Raw genomic sequence first — 19598 nt, forward strand, 5'->3', positions numbered from 1 at the left:
GGCTGTGGGCCTTCGTTCCGCCGAGTCGGAGCGAAGGCCCACACCTGTCCGCGCCCCCTGACCGTTTCGGTCTCGGGGTCCCTGGGACGCCTCCGGGCCCGCTCGGGACACGGCGAGCGGTGCTCATCCCCGCTCGACCGTCGGGGCCGCCGGCTCGGCGTCGGCGGCCTCGGTGTCGGCCTCCGGGTCCAGCCGGAACCGTGACAACGGGCCCATGTGGCGGCCGACGTCGCCGGCCAGCTCCTGGCCGAGTTCGGTCGCGTCGCTGCCGAGGAGCGTGCTCACGGGCGTCGGCGCGGGGGTGACCGGGGCCGCCTGGGCGGTGGCGGCCAGCGCGAGGACCGCCGCTCCCGCGGCCGTCGCGGTCAGCCCGGCCTTCAGCAGGGCGCCGCGGCGAAGGGTCCTGGGGTGTGCGTGACGCGCCATGAGAGTCCTTAGACGTGGAGTGATCGCGAGGCGACAGAGCGTAGTTGAGATGTGACGCTCGATACCACCGCCTCCCTGGGGGGTCCCCGGCCCGGGGGAATGCCTCACACTGGTGTCCCGTGAGTTCCCAACCGATCCCGACCCGTGTCGTCCTGCTCGCGGGCCCCTCCGGCTCCGGCAAGTCGTCCCTCGCCGCCGTCACCGGCCTTCCGGTCCTGCGTCTCGACGACTTCTACAAGGAGGCCGACGACCCGACGCTCCCGCTGGTGGCCGGCAGCGCCGACATCGACTGGGACTCCCCGCTCTCCTGGGACGCGGACGCCGCCGTCGCGGCGATCGTGGAGCTGTGCGGCACCGGCCGGACGGACGTCCCCGTGTACGACATCGCCGCCAGCGCGCGCGTGGACCGCGAGCGGCTGGACATCGGGCGGACGCCGCTGTTCGTCGCGGAGGGCATCTTCGCGGCGGAGATCGTGGCCCGCTGCCGGGAACTGGGCGTCCTGGCCGACGCGCTGTGCCTGCGGGGCCGCCCGTCGACGACGTTCCGCCGCCGGCTGCTGCGGGATCTGAGGGAGGGCCGCAAGTCGGTCCCCTTCCTGCTGCGCCGCGGCTGGCGCCTGATGCGCGCCGAACGCGCCATCGTCGCCCGCCAGGCGGCCCTGGGTGCCCATCCCTGCGCGAAGCCGGAGGCTTTGGGCCGCCTCACCGCGGCCGCCGCCGGCCGCCACCGCACGCCGGCCGCCCGCTGAAGCACACCCGTCACGCACGACGCGGGCCGTACGAGCCCCCCCGGCTCGTCCGACCCGCGTCTTTCCCCCGTACCCCCGTACGCCCCCCGTTGTCCCCCGTGCGCCCTCAGGCCACCAGCTCGCCGAAGGACTCCTCCTCGTCACGGCCGAAGCTGAGGACCTCGTCCTCGCGCAGCCGGCGCAGGGAGCGCCAGATGCTCGACTTCACCGTGCCGACACTGATGTCCAGGATCTCCGCGATCTCTGGATCCGTACGGCCCTCGTAGTAGCGCAGCACCAGCATCGTGCGCTGGATCTCGGGCAGTCGGGCCAGCGCCTGCCACAGCACGGCCCGCAGCTCCGTCCCGCGCATCGCGTCCGTGTCGCCCGCCGTCTCCGGCAGCTCCTCCGTCGGGTACTCGTTCAGCTTGCGCCGGCGCCACGCGCTGATGTGCAGATTCGTCATGGTGCGGCGCAGATAGCCGCCCACGGCCGCCTTGTCGCTGATCCGGTCCCAGGCCCGGTACGTCGAGAACAGCGCGCTCTGGAGCAGGTCCTCGGCCTCGAAGCGGTCACCGGTCAGGTGGTAGGCGGTGGCGTACAGGGAGGCGCGGCGCTCGGCGACGTAGGCGGTGAACTCCGCCTCGGACGCCGTCTGCCGCTCCCCCGTGACCTCCCCGTACGCCGCTCCCCCGTCAGCCACGGCGACCATGTAGGACGCCTTGTGCTGACGCCCGGCGCTGCGAACACACCCCCGTCCGTTCACGACGCCGGACTTCTCCGTACCGCCCCGCACGACGACATCGTGGAGACGCGTGACAACTGCGCTTGAGGTGGTGCTGTGCAGTGCGTTCATCTCGCGCCCCCCGTCGGTTGGAGTCTGCTTCGGTCCGTGTGCCAAGAAGCCTGCCCGGCCGACTTCATCGCGCTGTCCGCCGACTGTCACAGCCGTGTCACAGGCCGAGGTGGTGCCGCACAGTCGAACTCGGGCGGCCGCATGGGACAGAATGGCGCCGTGCCTTTCCTGTTGCTCATCGAGGACGACGACGCCATCCGCACGGCCCTCGAACTCTCCCTGTCACGCCAGGGCCACCGAGTGGCCACCGCGGCGACGGGCGAGGACGGCCTGAAGCTGCTGCGCGAGCAGCGGCCGGACCTGGTCGTGCTGGACGTCATGCTGCCCGGGATCGACGGTTTCGAGGTGTGCCGGCGCATCCGGCGCACCGACCAGCTGCCGATCATTCTGCTGACCGCGCGCAGCGACGACATCGACGTGGTCGTCGGCCTGGAGTCCGGGGCCGACGACTACGTCGTCAAGCCGGTCCAGGGGCGGGTCCTCGACGCCCGGATCCGTGCGGTGCTGCGGCGCGGCGAGCGGGAGTCCACCGACTCGGCGACGTTCGGTTCACTCGTCATCGACCGTTCGGCGATGACGGTGACGAAGAACGGGGAGGATCTCCAGCTCACGCCGACCGAACTGCGGCTGCTCCTGGAGCTGAGCCGGCGGCCCGGGCAGGCGCTGTCGCGCCAGCAGCTGCTGCGCCTCGTGTGGGAGCACGACTACCTGGGCGACTCGCGTCTGGTCGACGCCTGTGTCCAGCGCCTGCGCGCCAAGGTGGAGGACGTGCCGTCCTCCCCGACCCTGATCCGTACCGTACGGGGCGTCGGGTACCGACTGGACGTCCCTGCGTGAGAAAGGGGATGTTCGCCGGGCTGCGCTTGACCAGCCTGCGACTGCGTCTGGTCGTCGTCTTCGCCCTGGTCGCGCTCACCGCCGCCGCGTCCGCCTCCGGCATCGCCTACTGGCTGAACCGCGAGGCGGTCCTCACCCGTACCCAGGACGGGGCGCTGAACGACTTCCGGCAGGAGATGCAGAACCGGGCCGCGACGCTGCCCCTGCACCCCACCGAGGAGGAACTGGGGCGCGCCGCCGAGCAGATGGCGAGCGGCAGCGCCGGGTACAGCGTGCTGCTGCTCGGGGAGCGGGACGAGGGCAAGCCGATCGTCGGCGCCTCGAACCCGGACACGTTCACGCTGAAGGACGTCCCGCCCGAGCTGCGCAAGCAGGTGGAGACGGCGCGGCCCGTGACGGACGCCAACGCCTACCCGTACCACCTGTTCTGGCAGCGCACCCAGCGCGGCGGGACGCCGTACCTGGTGGGCGGGGCGAAGGTCGAGGGCGGTGGCCCGACGGGGTACATGTCCAAGTCGCTGGAGGCCGAGCGGGCGGATCTGAACTCGCTGGCCTGGTCGCTGGGGATCGCGACCACGCTCGCCCTGATCGGCTCCGCGCTGCTCGCGCAGGCCGCCGCCACGACCGTGCTGCGGCCGGTGCACCGGCTCGGGGAGGCGGCCCGGCGGCTGGGCGAGGGGAAGCTCGACACCCGGCTGCGGGTGTCGGGTACGGACGAACTGGCCGAGCTGTCCCGGACGTTCAACAGCGCGGCCGAGTCGCTGCAGAAGCGGGTCGCGGAGATGAGCGCGCGGGAGGAGTCCAGCCGGCGCTTCGTCGCCGACATGTCGCACGAGCTGCGCACCCCGCTGACGGCGCTGACCGCGGTGACCGAGGTCCTGGAGGACGAGCAGGACTCCCTGGACCCGATGATCGCGCCGGCGGTGGCGCTGGTGGTGAGCGAGACGCGCCGCCTCAACGACCTGGTGGAGAACCTGATGGAGGTGACCCGCTTCGACGCGGGCACCGCCCGGCTCGTCCTGGACGACGTGGACGTCGCCGATCAGGTCACCGCCTGCATCGACGCGCGGGCGTGGCTGGACGCGGTGGAGCTGGACGCCGAGCGCGGCATCGTGGCGCGGCTCGATCCGCGCCGCCTCGACGTGATCCTGGCGAATCTGATCGGCAACGCGCTCAAGCACGGCGGATCGCCGGTGCGGGTGGCGATCCGTACGGAGGACGGGGAGCTGGTCATCGAGGTACGGGACCACGGTCCGGGCATCCCGGAGGAGGTCCTGCCGCATGTCTTCGACCGGTTCTACAAGGCGAGCGCGTCACGGCCGCGTTCGGAGGGCAGCGGTCTGGGTCTGTCGATCGCCATGGAGAACGCGTTGATCCACGGCGGTTCGATCACGGCGGCGAACTCACCGGACGGCGACGGCGCGGTCTTCGTGCTGCGGCTGCCGAGCCAGGGGGAGCCGGGAGAGGGTGGGGAGCGTTGATACGACGTCGCCGTACGGGAGTGGGGCGCCGTACCGGGGCGGGCGCCGCGGCGACGGCCGTGGCCGTGCTGTCGGTGCTGCTCCAGGGCTGCGGGATCAGGACCACGTCCGTGCCCGTGGACGCGGGTCCGGCCCCGTCGCGGGTGCCGTGCAGCGTCTCCGGGGAGGACGTCACCACGCAGTCGGCGGGGATTCCGGTCCGGGTCTTCCTGGTGTGCGGTTCGCAGTTGACGGCGGTGGACCGCCGGGCGCCGCTGCCGCAGGAGAAGGCGAGCGGGGATCCGGTGCCGACCGCGTCGGCGCTGCTGGACCAGTTGCGGGCCGAGCCGTCGGAGAGCGAGCGCGAGGCCGGGTTCTCCACGGCCGTGAAGGGGCCGCTGTCCGTCACCGGCGGGCGCGGGGGCGATCCGGCGGGCACGCTGCGGCTGAGCCGGCAGCCGGAGGATCTGACGGCGACCGCGCTGTCGCAGATCGTCTGCACCTTCGCGCGCAGTTCCGCGGGCGCGGGCGCGGACACCGTCGTGCTCGGCGGTCCCGGCGGCTACGCGCCGCGCCGCTACCAGTGCACGACCGAGCTGCGGGAGCGACCGGAGTCGGTGGCCCCGACGGTGCCCGTGGCGTCGCCGTCGGCCTCCTGACCCGGGGCCCGGGCGCCCGCTGGGGGCCGACTCGGCGGAACGTTCCTCCGAACGAGGTGCTCCGCGCGGCGGCGGAACCGATTCCGGGCCGGTGCGCGTCTAGGGGTGCGTGCAGCGTCAAGGTTCGAGCGGCAGTGCCGCCGTGGTCGTACGCGTGGCGGGGTTCGCCCTTCTCCTCGCACATCTGATGCTCGTCGCCTGGGTGACGCTCCGCCCACTCGACGTGGCCTGGGTGGCGGCGCCGAACCTGACCCCCCTCGCCGGGATCAAGGCCGATCTGGCGCTCGGTCCGGCCGAGGCGGCCCGCCGCTTCGGCGAGGGCCTGCTGCTGCTCGCCCCGCTCGGTGTCCTGCTGCCGATGGCGGAGGGGCGGCTGTACGTGTCGCCGTGGGCGTCCCTGGCCCGGACCGTCGCGGCCGGGGTGCTGGTGTCCCTCGCCGTGGAGCTGCTCCAGACCGCCGTGCCCGGGCAGGTCGTGGACGTGGACTCGCTGCTGCTGAACAGCGCCGGGGTGGCGCTGGCCCATCTGCTGGTGGTGCCCGCGGGGCGGGCGCGCCTGCGCCGCCGGGAGGACGCCGGAGGGGGCCGGTCCTCCTCGGGGGCACGTCGCGGTCCGGGCGCGGCCCTGCTGCGGGAGGAGAGCCCTCAGGGGCGTACCCCGACGATTACCAGGGTCGGAGTCGCCCCGTGGACCGACGTTTTGTCCCCCGGTTCGGGGCGATGATGGATGCATCGGGAGCCCGACGGAGCGGCTCCCGGTACACGCCTCTCGAAGGAGCCCACCATGGCCGCACTTGTCCGCCCCCGTGACGGCCGCATGATCGGCGGAGTGTGCGCAGCGCTGGCACGGCGCTTCGGCATGTCGGCCACCACCATGCGCGTCATCTTCCTCGTCTCGTGCCTGCTGCCCGGTCCGCAGTTCCTGCTCTACCTGGCGCTGTGGATACTGCTGCCGGCGGAGAAGCCGGCGAGCACGGCCTGGTAGTCCGCCGCGGGGACACGCACGAGGGCGCCCACCCCTGCCCGGGGTGGGCGCCCTCGTGCCGTACGGGTCCGTACGGGAGGCTCAGAGGCCGAGGCCCAGCGGCAGGCCGCCGAGGAGGTTGGTGACCTGGCCGACCGGGGCGCCGTCGAGCAGGTCGGTCGCGCCGTCGACGCGGACGCTCTCCATGGGGTGGGCCAGCGCGCCGGGGACCGCCTTGAGGCCCTGGTCGAGACCGTTGCCCAGCGCGCCCTCCCCGGCGACGAGGGTCTCCGAGACGCCGACGGGGAGCTCGGTCAGGCCGTCGCCCAGCGGCACCGTCTGGGTCACCAGACCCAGGGCGGCGGGTTCGGCGGGCGCGGCCGCGGCGGCGGCCGTGCCGGCGGCGGCAGCGGCGAAAGCGGCGCCGAGAGCGGCGACACCGAGCGTCTTGGCGGCAGACTGCTTCATCAGAAAATCATCCTTGGGGATCTTGGAGCTTCCGGGAAAGCGGAATTCGGAGAATGCGGAGCGGCTTCGAAACCTAGCCAGCAAAAGAAGCTCCCGCAAACACCGAAAAGCGGCCGGGATCGTGTCACCCGGCCGCTTCGGCCTTTTTCCCGGATGCTGTATCAGCCGTCCCGGCGGGGAGACTCGCTGGTCGTGGCGGTCTGCTGGAACAGCCATTCGGACTTCAGCTCGGCATATCCTGGCTTGATCACGTCATTGATCATGGCGAGGCGTTCGTCGAAAGGAATGAAAGCTGATTTCATCGCATTGACCGTGAACCACGCCATGTCATCGAGCGTGTAATCGAACGCCTCGGTCAGCAGCTCGAATTCCCGGCTCATGCTCGTCCCGCTCATCAGCCGATTGTCGGTGTTGACGGTGGCGCGGAAGTGCAGCCTGCGGAGCAGTCCGATGGGGTGCTCGGCGATGGAGGCGGCGGCGCCGGTCTGGAGGTTGGAGGTCGGGCACATCTCCAGCGGGATGCGCTTGTCCCGTACGTACGCGGCGAGCCTGCCGAGCTTCACCGAACCGTCGTCGGACACCTCGATGTCGTCGATGATGCGGACGCCGTGGCCGAGCCGGTCGGCGCCGCACCACTGCAGGGCCTGCCAGATGGACGGCAGCCCGAAGGCCTCACCGGCGTGGATGGTGAAGTGGTTGTTCTCCCGCTTGAGGTACTCGAAGGCGTCGAGGTGGCGGGTGGGCGGGAAGCCGGCCTCGGCGCCGGCGATGTCGAAGCCGACGACGCCGGAGTCGCGGTACTGGTTGGCCAGTTCGGCGATCTCCAGGGCACGGGCCGCGTGCCGCATGGCGGTCAGCAGGGCGCCGACCCGGATGCGGTGGCCGTTCGCCCTGGCCTGGCGCTCGCCCTGCCGGAAGCCCTCGTTGACGGCCTCGACGACCTCTTCGAGGGTGAGTCCGGCCTCCAGGTGCTGCTCGGGGGCGTACCGCACCTCGGCGTAGACGACACCGTCCTCCGCGAGATCCACCGCGCACTCGGCGGCGACGCGCACGAGCGCCTCACGGGTCTGCATGACGGCGCAGGTGTGCGCGAAGGTCTCCAGATAGCGCTCCAGCGAACCCGAGTCGGCGGCTTCGCGGAACCAGCTGCCGAGCTTGTCGGGCTCGGTCTCGGGGAGGTTGCCGTAGCCCTGGGCGGCGGCGAGGTCGAGGATCGTCGCGGGGCGCAGACCGCCGTCGAGGTGGTCGTGGAGGAGCACCTTCGGGGCGCGGCGGATCTGGTCCGTGGTGGGGACGTTCGGGATCTGGCTCGTCATTGCGGCACTCTAGCCCCTACGCGCGTAGAGCGCCCCCTCTCCACTCCCCTGTCGATACGTAACAGTGACCGCGCGTACGGATGGCGTACACCTCGGCTTCTGAGACTGTTCTGCCATGGCGCACTCCGCACTCGTAGGGACTGCCGACAGCCGGACACCCCGGCTCGGACGGCCCGTCGGCGCATCGCACCCGGTCACCTCGGTGGGCGGCGTGGTCCTGCTCCTTCCCGACGGCGAGGTGGCGTCCGGGCGGCGCGCCTCCGGCCGTGCCCACCTGGCCCTGCTGCCGCTGGCCCGGCGGCTGGTGGGAGCCGGGCGGGCGGACGGTCTCGTGGCGCACGTGGTGCGTTACCGGGGCCGGGGCTGGAACGGCGCGGACGCGCGGCTCGCCTCGGACGCGAGCTGGGCGGTGGCGGAGGTGGTACGGCGCTACGGCGACGTGCCGGTCTGTCTGGCCGGCCATGGGATGGGCGCGAGGGCGGCGCTGCGGGCCGGCGGGCACGAGGCGGTCGGCGCGGTGCTCGCGCTGGCACCCTGGCTGCCGGAGGACGACGTGGCGGCGGAGCCGGAGCCGGTACGGCAGCTGGTGGGGCGCCGGGTGCTGATCGTGCACGGCACGAACGACGCGCGGACGGACCCGGAGCTGTCGTACCGGCTCGCGGAGCGGGCGAAGAAGTCGAATCGCGACACCTGCCGCTTCGAGGTCCACTCGGACGGCCACGCGCTGCGCCAGTACCACGCCGAAGTGCGGGCCCTGGCCTGCGACTTCGTGCTCGGTTCACTCTTTTCCCGCCCGTACGCCCGCCCGCTCGCCGACGCGCTGGCGGCCCCGCCGCCGCTGGGTCTGCGGATGCCCCTGGCGGCGGGGTTCGGCCGCTCGCCGCGGCGGTGAGCCGTCACTCCGGCAGGAGATGGCCCCGCTTGCTCAGGAGGAACTTCTTGAAGGCGGCCACCGGGGCGGTGTCCGGGTGGCCGTCGAGCCAGGCGACGCCGATCTCGCGGACGGCGCGGGGGGCCGTGACGTTGAGTTCGACGACGCCGGGGCGCGGGACGGCCGGGGGCGGCAGCAGCGCCACGCCGAGGCCCGCCGCGACCAGGCCGCGCAGGGTCTCGGCCTCCTCGCCCTCGAAGGCGACGCGGGGCCTGAACCCGGCCTCCGCGCACAGGTCGTCGGTGATGCGGCGCAGCCCGTAGCCGGGCTCCAGCGTCACGAACGTCTCGTCGGCGGCCTCCGCGAGGCGGACGCGCCTGCGGGTCGCGAGGCGGTGGTCGTCGGGCACCACCAGGCGCAGGCGCTGTTCGTCGATGCGCCGGGCGACCAGGTCGGGCGCGTCCGGGACCGGGGAGGTCAGGCACAGGTCCAGGTCCCCGGCCCGGAGGCGTTCGATCATCGCCTCGCCGTAGTTCTGGACGAGGGTGAAGCGGACCCGGGGGTGGTCGACCCGGAAGGCCCGGATCAGCCCCGGCACGGTCTCCGAGCCCATCGTGTGCAGGAACCCGAAGGCGACCCGCCCCGCCGTGGGGTCCGCGTCCGCCCGTACGGAGTCCGCCGCCCGCTCCACCTCCGCGAGCGCCCGCTCGGCCGAGGCGAGGAACGTCCGGCCGGCCGGGGTCAGGGAGACCGTGCGTCCCTTGCGGGCGAAGAGGGCGACTCCCAGGTCCTGTTCGAGCCTGACCATCGCCCGTGAGAGCGTCGACTGCGGGACGCCCATCTCGGCCGCCGCCCGGGTCACATGCTCGTGCCGGGCCACCGCCGCGAAGTACGCCAGCCGGGGCGCGAGCAGCAGTCCCATGTCTTCTTCGTAACTACCCGGTGACAGCCGACCCTGTGACCTGTACTCATGCACCATGGGAACGATTACAGCAGTTCCATGCATTGGACGCATGAAATGATCCGGCCTACGTTCGATTCATGCCTCCCGCCAGTACCAAGGCGGCCGCCACCAGCACGGTCGCCGACACCCGCCTCTCCCCCGGTGCCCCCGGCTACCGCCGTATGAGCTTCGCTCTCTTCGCCGCCGGACTCGCCACCTTCGCTCTTCTCTACTCCACCCAGGCCCTCCTGCCCGCGATCTCGGCGGAGTTCGGCGCCACCGCCTCCGCCGCCTCCTGGACGGTCTCCGCCGCGACCGGCGCCCTCGCCCTCCTCGTCCTTCCGATGAGCGCCCTGTCCGAGCGCTTCGGGCGGCGCGCGCTGATGACCGCCTCCCTCGCCGTCGCGGTCGTCGTCGGACTGCTCGTGCCGTTCGCTCCGAGCCTGGAGTGGCTGGTCGCCCTGCGCGCGGTCCAGGGCGCGGCGCTCGCCGGTCTGCCGGCCTCCGCGATGGCGTTCCTGGCCGAGGAGGTGCGGCCGAAGGCACTGATCGCCGCGATCGGCCTGTTCGTCGCGGGCAACTCCATCGGCGGCATGAGCGGCCGGATCGTCACCGGCTGGGCGGCCCAGCTGTGGGGCTGGCGCGCCGGACTCCTCGCGGTCGGTCTGATGGCCGTGGCCTGCGCGGTCGTCTTCCGGCTGCTGATCCCCAAGGCCCGCCACTTCACGCCCGGTTCACTGAACCCCCGCGCACTGGCCCAGACCGTGCGCACCCACCTGTCCGACCCGCTGCTGATGCGTCTGTACGCCATCGGCGCCCTGTTCATGACGGTGTTCGGCGCGGTCTACACCGTGATCGGCTACCGCCTGGTCGAAGCCCCGTTCTCGCTCCCGCAGGGCGTGGTCGGCTCGATCTTCCTCGTCTACCTCGTCGGTACGGTCTCCTCGGCCGCGGCCGGGAAGCTGGTGGCCCGCCTGGGCCGGCGCGGCGCGCTCTACCTGGCCGTCGGCACGACCGCGGCCGGACTGCTGCTGTCGCTCGCCGACACCCTGACCGCCGTCCTGCTCGGCCTGGTCCTGATCACCGCCGGGTTCTTCGCCGGGCACGCGGTCGCCTCCTCCTCGGTGAGCCGTACGGCGAAGACCGGCCGCGCCCAGGCGTCGGCGCTCTACCAGTCGGCGTACTACGTCGGCAGCAGCGTGGGCGGCACGCTCGGCGCGATCGCCTTCCACGCCGGCGGCTGGGCCGGCACGGTCCTGCTCGGACTGGTCGCGGTCCTCGGCGTCGTGTCGATCACCCTGTACGGCAGCCACAGCGCGCGCGTGGCGGCGCGGGCCGAGGCCCGCCGCTTCCAGGTCCGTACGGCGGCCTGAATCCGTACGGAGAACGTACAACCGCACCGGCTCTTCGTTCGTCCTACGTCGTAGGACCCTAGGGGGAGTTGGTGATCATGGGAGCCATACGCAAGCGGACCGGGATCGTCCTCGGCATCACCTCGATGGTGGTGCCGCTGACGGTCGCCCTCGGCGCCGCACCGGCCCAGGCGGCCTCGTCGTGCAACGTGACGACGGGGCCGTACCAGAAGCAGGTGGAGAAGTTCCTCGGCCGACCGGTGGACGGCCGGCAGTCGCGGGCGGACTGCCTGGCGGTCCAGACGTTCCAGCGCAAGCACGGCATCACCCCGGCACAGGGGTACGCCGGGCCGCTGACCTGGCGGACGATGAACACGATGCTGGCGCAGAAGGCGGCCGGCACCAACCCGAACAAGGCCGGGTCGTGCCCGACCGATCGGGGCCGGATCGCGTGCGTGGACCTGACCCGCCAGCTGAGCTGGATCCAGGACGGCGCACGGCTGAAGTACGGCCCGGTTCCGGTGCGTACGGGCAAGAACGGCACCGAGACCCGCACCGGCTCCAAGAAGATCTACTGGCGAAACATCAACCACTGGTCGACGCTCTACCACGTCTCCATGCCGTACGCGCAGTTCTTCGACGGCGGCCAGGCCTTCCACTCCACGACCAAGTCGATGTGGAACCCGCCCGGGTCGGGCGGGTGCGTCAACATGCGCCCGGCCGACGCGAAGGCGTACTGGAATCTGCTCAGGAACGGCGACGACGTGTACGTCTACGGGCGCAAGCCGGGAACCTGACCCCCGCTGTCGGTGGGCTGCGGTAACTTCCCCTCATCGGCACCGCGTCGGTGCCGATGAGGGGCGAGTGGGGTGGACCCGATGAGCGATCTGGCGACGACCGGCGATCTGGATTCGCAGCTGGAGAAGTACCGCACCGAGCTGACCGGCTACTGCTACCGGATGCTCGGCTCGGCGTTCGAGGCCGAGGACGCCGTCCAGGACACGATGGTCCGCGCCTGGCGGTCCATCGACTCCTTCGAGGGGCGCTCGTCGCTGCGCTCCTGGCTCTACCGCATCGCGACCAACGTCTGCCTGGACTCGCTCAACGCGAGCAACAGGCGGGCCAGACCGATGGATCTGACGGCCGCCACCCCCGTCGCCCAGGCGCAGTTGAACGCCCGGCCGGAGATCACCTGGCTGGAGCCGGTGCCCGACGGGCGGGTGCTGCCGTCGGTCGCCGACCCGGCGGAGACGGCGGTGTCCCGCGAGACCGTGCGGCTGGCGTTCGTGGCCGCGCTGCAGCACCTGCCTCCCAAACAGCGGGCGGTGCTGATCCTGCGCGAGGTGCTGGCCTGGAAGGCGAGCGAGGTGGCCGAACTGCTGTCGACCACGGTCGCGTCGGTCAACAGCGCGCTCCAGCGGGCGCGTGCCACGCTCGCCGAGCAGGAACCGGCCGCCTCGGCCCCGGCGAACCCGCTGGACGAGGAGCAGAAGGAGCTGCTCGAGCGCTATGTCGCCGCCTTCGAGGGGTACGACATGAAGGCGCTGACCGCGCTCCTCCACGAGGACGCGACGATGTCCATGCCGCCGTACGACCTGTGGCTGCGCGGTCACGACGACATCGTGGGCTGGATGCTGGGCGTCGGCGAGGTCTGCGCGGGCTCGAAGCTGGTGCCGACGGTGGCCAACGGCGCCCCGGCGTTCGCGCAGTACCACCCGGACCCGGAGGGCGGATACAGCCCGTGGGCACTGATCGTCCTCGACATCCGCGAGGGCAAGGTCGCCGGGATGGACTTCTTCCTGGACACGAAGCGGTGGTTCCCGCTGTTCGACATGCCGGAGCGGCTGGAGGCGTAGTCATACGAGGTCGGCGAGGCCGACGAGGTCGAGCAGGCGCCGCAGCTCGGCCCCGGCGCCCCGGAAGCTGACCCGGTGCCCGAGGCGCCCGGCGGCCAGCCTCAGCCGGGCGAGGGTGTCGACGGTGGTCAGATCGGCGTGCGTGAGCGCGCTGATCTCACAGATCACATCGCCGGGCCGGGCGCCGGCGAGCTCGGCGCACAGACGCGGCACGTCGGCCGGGGTCACCCGGCCGACGAGGGTGAGAACGATCGGTTGACTGGTGTCCACACCAAGGAGACCCCCGTCACGGCCGGAACTCATCGCCCCCCTAGGCTGCGGCCATGAATCAAGATCCTGTCGAACTGGTGATCTTCGACTGTGACGGCGTTCTGGTGGACAGCGAGCGGATCTACTGCCGTGTCGACCGCGAGGTCTTCGCCTCGCTCGGTGCGGAGTTCACCGAGGCGGAGATCGTCGACCATTTCGTGGGCTCGTCGCACGAGGTGCTCACGGCGATCCTGGAGGAGCGGCTCGGCCGGTCCCTGGAGCCGGACTGGCACCACGCGTACAGGCCGCTCTACGACCGGGCGCTGGACGCGGAGCTGACGGTGGTCGAGGGCGTCACGGACGCGCTCGACGCGCTGCACGTGCCCTTCTGTCTCGCGTCCAACGGCAGCCACGCCACGATCCGGCGGAACCTGACGCGCACGGGTCTCCTCGACCGTTTCGAGGGCCGGATGTTCAGCGCCCGCGATGTCGCGCGGGGCAAGCCGGCCCCGGACCTGTTCCTCCACGCGGCGGCGGCGATGGGGGTGCCGCCGGAGCGCTGCGCGGTGGTGGAGGACAGCCCGTACGGTGTCGCGGCGGCGCGCGCTGCGGGCATGCGGGCGTTCGGCTACTGCGGCGGGCTGACGCGGGCGGACCGGCTGATCGGGCCGCGGACGCTGGTCTTCGACGACATGCGGGAGCTTCCGAGGCTGCTCGGGCAGCCCCTGGTGTGACCCCGGGGCCCAGGCCAGGCCCCGGGGTCGTACGGGGTCAGGCGATGCGGTCGAGCACGATCGGGTTCGGGGTGAAGTCCGTGCCCTGGGGCGCGATGTCCCAGGCGGTGTCCAGGGAATTCAGCGCGTACTCGAACTTCGCCGGGGTGTCCGTGTGCAGGGTCAGCAGCGGCTGACCCGCCGTCACCGTGTCACCGGGCTTCGCGTGGAGTTCGACACCGGCGCCGGCCTGGACCGGGTCCTCCTTGCGGGCACGGCCGGCGCCGAGGCGCCAGGCGGCGATGCCGATGTCGTAGGCGTCGAGGCGGGTGAGGACGCCCGAGGACGGGGCCGTGACGACGTGCTGCTCGCGGGCGACCGGGAGGGTGGCGTCCGGGTCGCCGCCCTGGGCGGCGATCATGCGGCGCCAGACGTCCATCGCCGAGCCGTCCGCGAGCGCCTTCGCCGGGTCCGCGTCCTTGATGCCGGCCGCGTCGAGCATCTCCCGGGCGAGGGCGAGCGTCAGCTCGACGACGTCCGCCGGGCCGCCACCCGCGAGGACCTCGACCGACTCGCGGACTTCGAGGGCGTTGCCCGCGGTCAGGCCGAGCGGGGTCGACATGTCGGTGAGCAGGGCGACGGTCTTCACGCCGCTGTCGGTGCCCAGGCCGACCATGGTGGAGGCGAGTTCGCGCGCGTCCTCGATGTTCTTCATGAACGCGCCGGTGCCGACCTTCACGTCCAGGACCAGCGAGCCCGTGCCCTCGGCGATCTTCTTCGACATGATGGAGCTGGCGATCAGCGGAATGGCCTCGACCGTGCCCGTGACGTCCCGGAGGGCGTACAGCTTCTTGTCGGCGGGAGCCAGTCCGTCGCCGGCCGCGCAGATCACCGCGCCGGTCGTGTCGAGGACGCGCAGCATCTCCTCGTTGGAGAGCAGGGCGCGCCAGCCCGGGATCGACTCCAGCTTGTCCAGCGTGCCGCCGGTGTGGCCGAGGCCCCGGCCCGACAGCTGCGGCACGGCCGCGCCGCAGGCGGCCACGAGCGGCGCCAGCGGGAGGGTGATCTTGTCGCCGACGCCGCCGGTCGAGTGCTTGTCGGCCGTGGGGCGCGAGAGGGACGAGAAGTCCATGCGCTCGCCGCTGGCGATCATCGCGGCCGTCCAGCGGGCGATCTCGCCGCGGTTCATGCCGTTGAGCAGGATGGCCATGGCGAGGGCGGACATCTGCTCGTCGGCGACCTCGCCGCGGGTGTAGGCGTCGATGACCCAGTCGATCTGCTCGGGGCTCAGCTCGCCCTTGTCCCGCTTGGTCCGGATGACGGAGATGACGTCCATGTGGTGCCTCTTTCTACGCGCATAGAGGGGAAAAGGGAGAGCGGCCCTTCCCATCGTGCCGGAAGGGCCGCTCCGAGGTGTTACGGGGCGAGGTGGTCCGGGCCGAAGGCCTGCGGAAGCATCTCCGCGAGCGTCACGCGCCCGGCCGGGGTCTCCAGGACGAGTTCGGCGCCGCCGAACTCGTACAGCAGCTGGCGGCACCGGCCGCAGGGCACCAGCGGCTCGCCGCGGCCGTCGACGCACACGAAGTGGGTCAACCGGCCGCCTCCGGTGGCCTGGAGCTGGGAGACGAGCCCGCACTCGGCGCACAGGCCGATGCCGTACGAGGCGTTCTCCACGTTGCACCCGGAGACGATCCGCCCGTCGTCGACGAGCGCGGCGGCGCCGACCGGGAAGCGGGAGTACGGGGCGTACGCGTGGGACATGGCCTCGCGCGCCGCCGTACGCAGGGCCTCCCAGTCGGCCTCCGAGACGCCGGGCGTCACTTGCCCTGGCCCTTGCGGTACCGCATGCCGTCCGCCTTGGGCATCCGCAGGCGCTGCGCGGAGAGCGAGAGCACCAGCAGGGTGACGACGTACGGCGTGGCGCTGACGAACTCGGTCGGGACCGTGTCCGTACCGAGGTACCAGATCAGCACGCCGACGGCGATGACGGCGCTGATCGCGGCCGTGATCCAGCGCTTCTTGTACGCCTTCCAGGCCGCCAGGATCACGAGGATCGCGAAGAGCAGCAGGAGCAGCGCGTGCACGGACTGACCGCCGCTGCGCAGCTGGAGCGCGTCGGCGAAGCCGAACAGGCCCGCGCCCATGGCGAGTCCGCCGGGCCGCCAGTTGCCGAAGATCATGGCGGCGAGGCCGATGTAGCCGCGGCCGCCGGTCTGGCCCTCGTTGTAGATGTGCGAGGTGACCAGCGACAGGAACGCGCCGCCGAGTCCGGCGAGTCCGCCGGAGACGATCACGGCGATGTACTTGTACTTGTAGACGTTGACGCCGAGGGACTCGGCGGCGATCGGGTTCTCGCCGCAGGAGCGCAGGCGCAGACCGAACGGCGTCTTCCACAGCAGGAAGAACGAGCCGACCAGCAGCAGCACGGCGACGACCGTCAGCAGCGAGAGGTTGGTGACCAGGCCGCCGAGGATGCCGGCGACGTCCGAGACCAGGAACCAGTGGTGCCTCTCGACGTCGGCGAGCCAGTCGGAGACCCCGGGCACGGTGATCGAGGTGATGTCCTCGGCCGGCGGGGACTGCTTGGGGCTGCCGCCCCTGGCCGCGGCCTCGCCGGAGTTGAACCACAGCTTGGCGAAGTAGGTGGTCACGCCGAGCGCCAGGATGTTGATCGCGATACCGGAGATGATGTGGTCGACGCCGAAGGTGACGGTGGCGACCGCGTGCAGCAGGCCGCCGAACATGCCGCCCAGGACACCGGCGAGGACGCCGAGCCAGGGGTCGGTCTGCCAGCCGGCCCAGGCACCGAAGAAGGTGCCGAGGATCATCATGCCTTCGAGGCCGATGTTGACCACGCCCGCGCGCTCGGCCCACAGACCGCCGAGACCGGCGAGGCCGATCGGCACGGCGAGCGAGAGCGCGGCGCCGATCTGGCCGGCCGAGGTGAGGTCCTGCGCCCCGGTGACGGCCCGCACGGCCGAGAGCGCGAGCAGGGCGCCCGCGACGATCAGCAGGATCACGGGGAGGGAGAGGCGGGTGCGGCCGCCCTTGCCGCCGGCCGCCTTGGGGGCCGCGGGCGGCGGGGTGGAAGTCGCCGTGGCGGTCACGCCGACACCTCCGTCTTGTCGTTGGTACGGGCCTGGGCCGCGAGCTTCTCGCCGACCTGACGCTGCTGGCGCTTGAGGCCGTAGCGGCGGACGACTTCGTAGGCGATGACGACGCAGAGGACGATGACGCCCTGCATGACGCCGACGATCTCCTTGTCGTACTCCTCGAACTCGAGCTTCTGCGAGCCGCGCTCCAGGAAGCCCCAGAGGATCGCGCCGAGGGCGATGCCGACCGGGTGGTTGCGGCCGAGGAGGGCGATGGCGATACCGGTGAAGCCGATGCCGACGGGGAAGCCTCCGCCGTACTCGTAGCTCTCGTTGAGCAGCGTGGGCATACCGATCAGACCGGCCATGGCGCCGGAGATCAGCATGGAGGTCACGACCATCTTCTTGACGTTCACACCGCTGGCCGCGGCGGCCGTCTCGGACTGGCCGACCGTGCGCAGGTCGAAGCCGAAGCGGGTGCGGGAGAGCACGTACCAGTACGCGACGCCCGCGAGGACCGCGATGACGACGAACCCGGCGATCGGGGTCGGCATGGTCGGGAACTCGAAGAAGTGCGAGGACTCCGGGAGCGGGCTGGTGGCGACCTCGGTACCGGCCTCGTCCAGGTGGCCGAGGCGCCCCGGCTGGAGGAGGTAGCCGATGACCGCGGTGGCGATCATGTTCAGCATGATCGTCGAGACGACCTCGCTGACGCCCCGGGTGGTCTTCAGGACACCGGCGATGCCCGCCCACATGGCGCCGACGATCATCGCGGTGATGATGATCAGCGGGATCTGCACGATGCCGGGCAGCGTCAGCGCGCCGCCGACGGCGGCGGCGAAGAACGCGGCGAGGCGGTACTGCCCGTCGACGCCGATGTTGAACAGGTTCATACGGAAGCCGATGGCCACCGCGAGACCCGCCAGGTAGTACGTCGTCGCCTTGTTGATGATGTAGACCTGGCTGTCCGACTTCACGCCGTAGTCGAACATGATGCCGAAGGCGCTGAACGGCTCCTTGCCGGTCGCCGCGAGCACCAGGGCGGTGATCAGGAAGGCGGCGACGACCGCGAGGAGCGGTGCCGCGATGCCCAGGAGCAGCCGCTCCTTGTCGATCTTCTTCATCGGGCCTCGTCCTCCGGGCCGTCGGTGCGCTCGGGGCCCGCGGGGCCCTCGTCGCTCGGTTCGTGCTCAAGGTGGCCGGTGGCGGCACCGGTCATGGCCGAGCCCAGCTCCTCCGGCGTGATCGTGGCCGGGTCCGCGTCGGCGACCAGCCGGCCGCGGTACATCACGCGCAGCGTGTCGGAGAGGCCGATGAGCTCGTCCAGGTCGGCGGAGATCAGCAGCACCGCCAGTCCCTCGCGGCGGGCCTCGCGGATCTGGTCCCAGATCTGCGCCTGCGCGCCGACGTCCACGCCCCGGGTGGGGTGCGCGGCGATCAGCAGCTTGGGGGCGTGGCTCATCTCGCGGCCGACGATCAGCTTCTGCTGGTTGCCGCCGGAGAGCGAGGCCGCGGTGACGTCGATCCCGGGGGTGCGGACGTCGTACTCGCGGACGATCCGCTCGGTGTCCCGGCGGGCCGCCTTCAGATCGAGGATGGCGCCCTTGGAGTTGGGCTTCTCGGTGACGTGACCGAGGATGCGGTTCTCCCAGAGGGGGGCCTCCAGGAGCAGGCCGTGCCGGTGGCGGTCCTCGGGGATGCAGCCGATGCCGTCCTCGCGCCGCTTGCGGGTCGGCGCGGCGGAGATGTCGGCGCCGTCCAGGGTCAGCACACCTCGGTCGGGGTGGCGCATGCCCATGATCGCGTCGACGAGCTCGGACTGGCCGTTGCCCTCGACGCCGGCGATGCCCAGGACCTCGCCCTTGTGGATGGTGAAGGTGATGCCGTCAAGCACCGCGCGGACCACGCCGTCGGGGTCGACGGCGCTGAGCGACAGGTCCTCGACCGTCAGCATCGGGACGTCCGTGACGGTCGACTCGCGGGTCTCCGGGGAGGGCAGCTCCGTGCCGACCATCAGCTCCGCGAGCTGCTTGGGCGTGGTGGAGGCCGGGTCGGCGGTGCCGACCGTCGTGCCGCGCCGGATGACGGTGATGTCGTCCGCGACCGACAGGACCTCGCCCAGCTTGTGGGAGATGAAGATGACGGTCAGGCCCTCGGCCTTGAGCTCGCGCAGGTTGGCGAAGAGCGCGTCGACCTCCTGGGGGACCAGGACCGCGGTCGGCTCGTCGAGGATCAGCGTGCGGGCGCCGCGGTAGAGGACCTTGAGGATCTCCACGCGCTGGCGGTCGGCCACGCCCAGGTCCTCCACGAGGACGTCGGGGCGGATGCCGAGACCGTACGCGTCCGAGATCTCCTTGATCTTGGCGCGGGCCTTGTCGCCGATGCCGTGGAGCTTCTCGGAACCGAGGACGACGTTCTCGAGGACGGTGAGGTTGTCCGCGAGCATGAAGTGCTGGTGCACCATGCCGACACCGCGGGCGATGGCGTCACCGGGGTTGTTGAACGACACCTGCTCGCCGTCGATCGCGATGGTCCCCTCGTCCGGCTTCTGCATGCCGTAGAGGATCTTCATCAGGGTCGACTTGCCCGCTCCGTTCTCGCCCACGAGGGCGTGCACGGTGCCGCGGCGCACGGTGATGTCGATGTCGTGGTTGGCCACGACTCCGGGGAAACGCTTGGTGATGCCGCGGAGTTCTACGGCGTGGGGACTACTGGAGCTGGAGGCTTTGATGGCGCACTCTCCTAGGCAGGGAGCGTGAGGAGGATGAGGCGGGACGCAGGCGCTGTCGGTGGCGAAAAATACCGTGC

The 19598-nt window shown here is 71.7% G+C and carries 22 protein-coding genes; 11 read left to right on the top strand and 11 right to left on the bottom strand.

The genetic code is table 11. The annotated features are described in order from the left end of the window. Positions 1-123: 123 nt before the first annotated feature. Positions 124-426, bottom strand: coding sequence for a hypothetical protein (locus tag ACWDX6_RS02750; protein ID WP_451483141.1), 303 nt, complete (start codon positions 424-426; stop codon positions 124-126). A 119-nt stretch (positions 427-545) separates the two neighbouring features. On the opposite strand from ACWDX6_RS02750, the gene ACWDX6_RS02755 reads away from it, so the two are divergent. Next, entirely contained in the window at positions 546-1175 is a 630-nt protein-coding gene (locus tag ACWDX6_RS02755; RefSeq protein WP_451483142.1) for an ATP-binding protein, read from the top strand. A gap of 106 nt (positions 1176-1281) precedes the next feature. Here the strand turns inward: ACWDX6_RS02755 and ACWDX6_RS02760 are convergent, their stop codons facing one another. Beyond that, positions 1282-2010 (bottom strand): SigE family RNA polymerase sigma factor, encoded by a 729-nt coding sequence (locus ACWDX6_RS02760; protein ID WP_451483143.1) that lies wholly within the window; start codon positions 2008-2010, stop codon positions 1282-1284. A 159-nt stretch (positions 2011-2169) separates the two neighbouring features. Between ACWDX6_RS02760 and afsQ1 the strand changes: the two genes are divergently transcribed. The 5 genes from afsQ1 (at position 2170) to ACWDX6_RS02785 (ending at position 5951) form a co-directional block, all read left to right on the top strand. After that, positions 2170-2847, top strand: a complete 678-nt coding sequence (afsQ1, locus tag ACWDX6_RS02765) for a two-component system response regulator AfsQ1 (RefSeq protein WP_175439295.1) — start codon at positions 2170-2172, stop codon at positions 2845-2847. An 8-nt stretch (positions 2848-2855) separates the two neighbouring features. Next, entirely contained in the window at positions 2856-4328 is a 1473-nt protein-coding gene (locus ACWDX6_RS02770) for an ATP-binding protein (protein ID WP_451483241.1), read from the top strand. Beyond that, a complete protein-coding gene (locus ACWDX6_RS02775; protein WP_451483144.1) occupies positions 4325-4966 on the top strand; it encodes a hypothetical protein in 642 nt (213 codons plus the stop codon). Before ACWDX6_RS02770 ends, ACWDX6_RS02775 begins: the two co-directional genes overlap by 4 nt. A gap of 109 nt (positions 4967-5075) precedes the next feature. Continuing rightward, positions 5076-5690, top strand: a complete 615-nt coding sequence (locus ACWDX6_RS02780) for a VanZ family protein (protein WP_451483145.1) — start codon at positions 5076-5078, stop codon at positions 5688-5690. A gap of 60 nt (positions 5691-5750) precedes the next feature. After that, entirely contained in the window at positions 5751-5951 is a 201-nt protein-coding gene (locus tag ACWDX6_RS02785) for a PspC domain-containing protein (RefSeq protein ID WP_451483146.1), read from the top strand. Between the two features lie 81 nt (positions 5952-6032). On the opposite strand, the gene ACWDX6_RS02790 is transcribed toward ACWDX6_RS02785, so the two are convergent. Beyond that, on the bottom strand, positions 6033-6398 hold the full coding sequence (locus ACWDX6_RS02790) for a hypothetical protein (protein ID WP_451483147.1): 366 nt from the start codon (positions 6396-6398) through the stop codon (positions 6033-6035). A gap of 161 nt (positions 6399-6559) precedes the next feature. Next, complete coding sequence (locus ACWDX6_RS02795) at positions 6560-7714, bottom strand: adenosine deaminase (protein WP_451483148.1); 1155 nt, start codon at positions 7712-7714, stop codon at positions 6560-6562. 115 nt (positions 7715-7829) lie between these two features. Here ACWDX6_RS02795 and ACWDX6_RS02800 point away from each other — a divergent pair, with 115 nt between their 5' ends. Further along, positions 7830-8606 (top strand): alpha/beta hydrolase, encoded by a 777-nt coding sequence (locus ACWDX6_RS02800; RefSeq protein ID WP_451483149.1) that lies wholly within the window; start codon positions 7830-7832, stop codon positions 8604-8606. Between the two features lie 4 nt (positions 8607-8610). On the opposite strand, the gene ACWDX6_RS02805 is transcribed toward ACWDX6_RS02800, so the two are convergent. Then, the gene (locus ACWDX6_RS02805) at positions 8611-9564 is read right to left on the bottom strand and encodes a LysR family transcriptional regulator (RefSeq protein ID WP_451483150.1); all 954 of its coding nucleotides are present in this window, start codon (positions 9562-9564) and stop codon (positions 8611-8613) included. 62 nt (positions 9565-9626) lie between these two features. Here ACWDX6_RS02805 and ACWDX6_RS02810 point away from each other — a divergent pair, with 62 nt between their 5' ends. The 3 genes from ACWDX6_RS02810 to ACWDX6_RS02820 all read left to right on the top strand — a co-directional run bounded on the left by ACWDX6_RS02810 (position 9627) and on the right by ACWDX6_RS02820 (position 12736). Further along, positions 9627-10901 carry an MFS transporter gene (locus ACWDX6_RS02810; RefSeq protein WP_451483151.1) on the top strand — a complete coding sequence of 425 codons (1275 nt, stop codon included), beginning with the start codon at positions 9627-9629 and terminating at the stop codon, positions 10899-10901. A 77-nt stretch (positions 10902-10978) separates the two neighbouring features. After that, on the top strand, positions 10979-11677 hold the full coding sequence (locus ACWDX6_RS02815; RefSeq protein WP_451483152.1) for a L,D-transpeptidase family protein: 699 nt from the start codon (positions 10979-10981) through the stop codon (positions 11675-11677). Positions 11678-11758: 81 nt separating this feature from the next. Beyond that, complete coding sequence (locus tag ACWDX6_RS02820) at positions 11759-12736, top strand: sigma-70 family RNA polymerase sigma factor (RefSeq protein WP_451483153.1); 978 nt, start codon at positions 11759-11761, stop codon at positions 12734-12736. On the opposite strand, the gene ACWDX6_RS02825 is transcribed toward ACWDX6_RS02820, so the two are convergent. Then, a complete protein-coding gene (locus ACWDX6_RS02825; RefSeq protein ID WP_451483154.1) occupies positions 12737-13006 on the bottom strand; it encodes an STAS domain-containing protein in 270 nt (89 codons plus the stop codon). Between the two features lie 53 nt (positions 13007-13059). On the opposite strand from ACWDX6_RS02825, the gene ACWDX6_RS02830 reads away from it, so the two are divergent. Further along, positions 13060-13719, top strand: coding sequence for an HAD family hydrolase (locus ACWDX6_RS02830; RefSeq protein WP_451483155.1), 660 nt, complete (start codon positions 13060-13062; stop codon positions 13717-13719). Positions 13720-13756: 37 nt separating this feature from the next. On the opposite strand, the gene ACWDX6_RS02835 is transcribed toward ACWDX6_RS02830, so the two are convergent. From ACWDX6_RS02835 to ACWDX6_RS02855, 5 genes are all read right to left on the bottom strand, one after another. After that, positions 13757-15034: a thymidine phosphorylase gene (locus ACWDX6_RS02835; protein WP_451483156.1), complete on the bottom strand. Its 1278-nt coding sequence runs from the start codon at positions 15032-15034 to the stop codon at positions 13757-13759. Positions 15035-15114: 80 nt separating this feature from the next. After that, positions 15115-15519 (bottom strand): cytidine deaminase, encoded by a 405-nt coding sequence (locus tag ACWDX6_RS02840; protein ID WP_451483157.1) that lies wholly within the window; start codon positions 15517-15519, stop codon positions 15115-15117. Further along, positions 15516-16805 carry an ABC transporter permease gene (locus ACWDX6_RS02845; protein WP_451483158.1) on the bottom strand — a complete coding sequence of 430 codons (1290 nt, stop codon included), beginning with the start codon at positions 16803-16805 and terminating at the stop codon, positions 15516-15518. Before ACWDX6_RS02845 ends, ACWDX6_RS02840 begins: the two co-directional genes overlap by 4 nt. After that, positions 16802-17914: an ABC transporter permease gene (locus ACWDX6_RS02850; RefSeq protein WP_451483159.1), complete on the bottom strand. Its 1113-nt coding sequence runs from the start codon at positions 17912-17914 to the stop codon at positions 16802-16804. The genes ACWDX6_RS02845 and ACWDX6_RS02850 overlap by 4 nt, the downstream gene beginning before the upstream one ends. Continuing rightward, positions 17911-19521, bottom strand: coding sequence for an ABC transporter ATP-binding protein (locus ACWDX6_RS02855; protein ID WP_451483242.1), 1611 nt, complete (start codon positions 19519-19521; stop codon positions 17911-17913). The genes ACWDX6_RS02850 and ACWDX6_RS02855 overlap by 4 nt, the downstream gene beginning before the upstream one ends. Positions 19522-19598: the final 77 nt, after the last annotated feature.

The sequence above is a fragment of the Streptomyces sp. NPDC003027 genome (assembly GCF_053591435.1).

What these genes read in the sequence shown, in the direction of transcription:
- ACWDX6_RS02750 (WP_451483141.1), bottom strand. Translation starts at nt 426, where the DNA reads ATGGCGCGTCACGCACACCCCAGGACCCTTCGCCGCGGCGCCCTGCTG.
- ACWDX6_RS02760 (WP_451483143.1), bottom strand. Translation starts at nt 2,010, where the DNA reads ATGAACGCACTGCACAGCACCACCTCAAGCGCAGTTGTCACGCGTCTC.
- ACWDX6_RS02770 (WP_451483241.1), top strand. Translation starts at nt 2,856, where the DNA reads ATGTTCGCCGGGCTGCGCTTGACCAGCCTGCGACTGCGTCTGGTCGTC.
- ACWDX6_RS02785 (WP_451483146.1), top strand. Translation starts at nt 5,751, where the DNA reads ATGGCCGCACTTGTCCGCCCCCGTGACGGCCGCATGATCGGCGGAGTG.
- ACWDX6_RS02790 (WP_451483147.1), bottom strand. Translation starts at nt 6,398, where the DNA reads ATGAAGCAGTCTGCCGCCAAGACGCTCGGTGTCGCCGCTCTCGGCGCC.
- ACWDX6_RS02795 (WP_451483148.1), bottom strand. Translation starts at nt 7,714, where the DNA reads ATGACGAGCCAGATCCCGAACGTCCCCACCACGGACCAGATCCGCCGC.
- ACWDX6_RS02800 (WP_451483149.1), top strand. Translation starts at nt 7,830, where the DNA reads ATGGCGCACTCCGCACTCGTAGGGACTGCCGACAGCCGGACACCCCGG.
- ACWDX6_RS02805 (WP_451483150.1), bottom strand. Translation starts at nt 9,564, where the DNA reads ATGGTGCATGAGTACAGGTCACAGGGTCGGCTGTCACCGGGTAGTTAC.
- ACWDX6_RS02810 (WP_451483151.1), top strand. Translation starts at nt 9,627, where the DNA reads ATGCCTCCCGCCAGTACCAAGGCGGCCGCCACCAGCACGGTCGCCGAC.
- ACWDX6_RS02815 (WP_451483152.1), top strand. Translation starts at nt 10,979, where the DNA reads ATGGGAGCCATACGCAAGCGGACCGGGATCGTCCTCGGCATCACCTCG.
- ACWDX6_RS02820 (WP_451483153.1), top strand. Translation starts at nt 11,759, where the DNA reads ATGAGCGATCTGGCGACGACCGGCGATCTGGATTCGCAGCTGGAGAAG.
- ACWDX6_RS02830 (WP_451483155.1), top strand. Translation starts at nt 13,060, where the DNA reads ATGAATCAAGATCCTGTCGAACTGGTGATCTTCGACTGTGACGGCGTT.
- ACWDX6_RS02835 (WP_451483156.1), bottom strand. Translation starts at nt 15,034, where the DNA reads ATGGACGTCATCTCCGTCATCCGGACCAAGCGGGACAAGGGCGAGCTG.
- ACWDX6_RS02850 (WP_451483159.1), bottom strand. Translation starts at nt 17,914, where the DNA reads ATGAAGAAGATCGACAAGGAGCGGCTGCTCCTGGGCATCGCGGCACCG.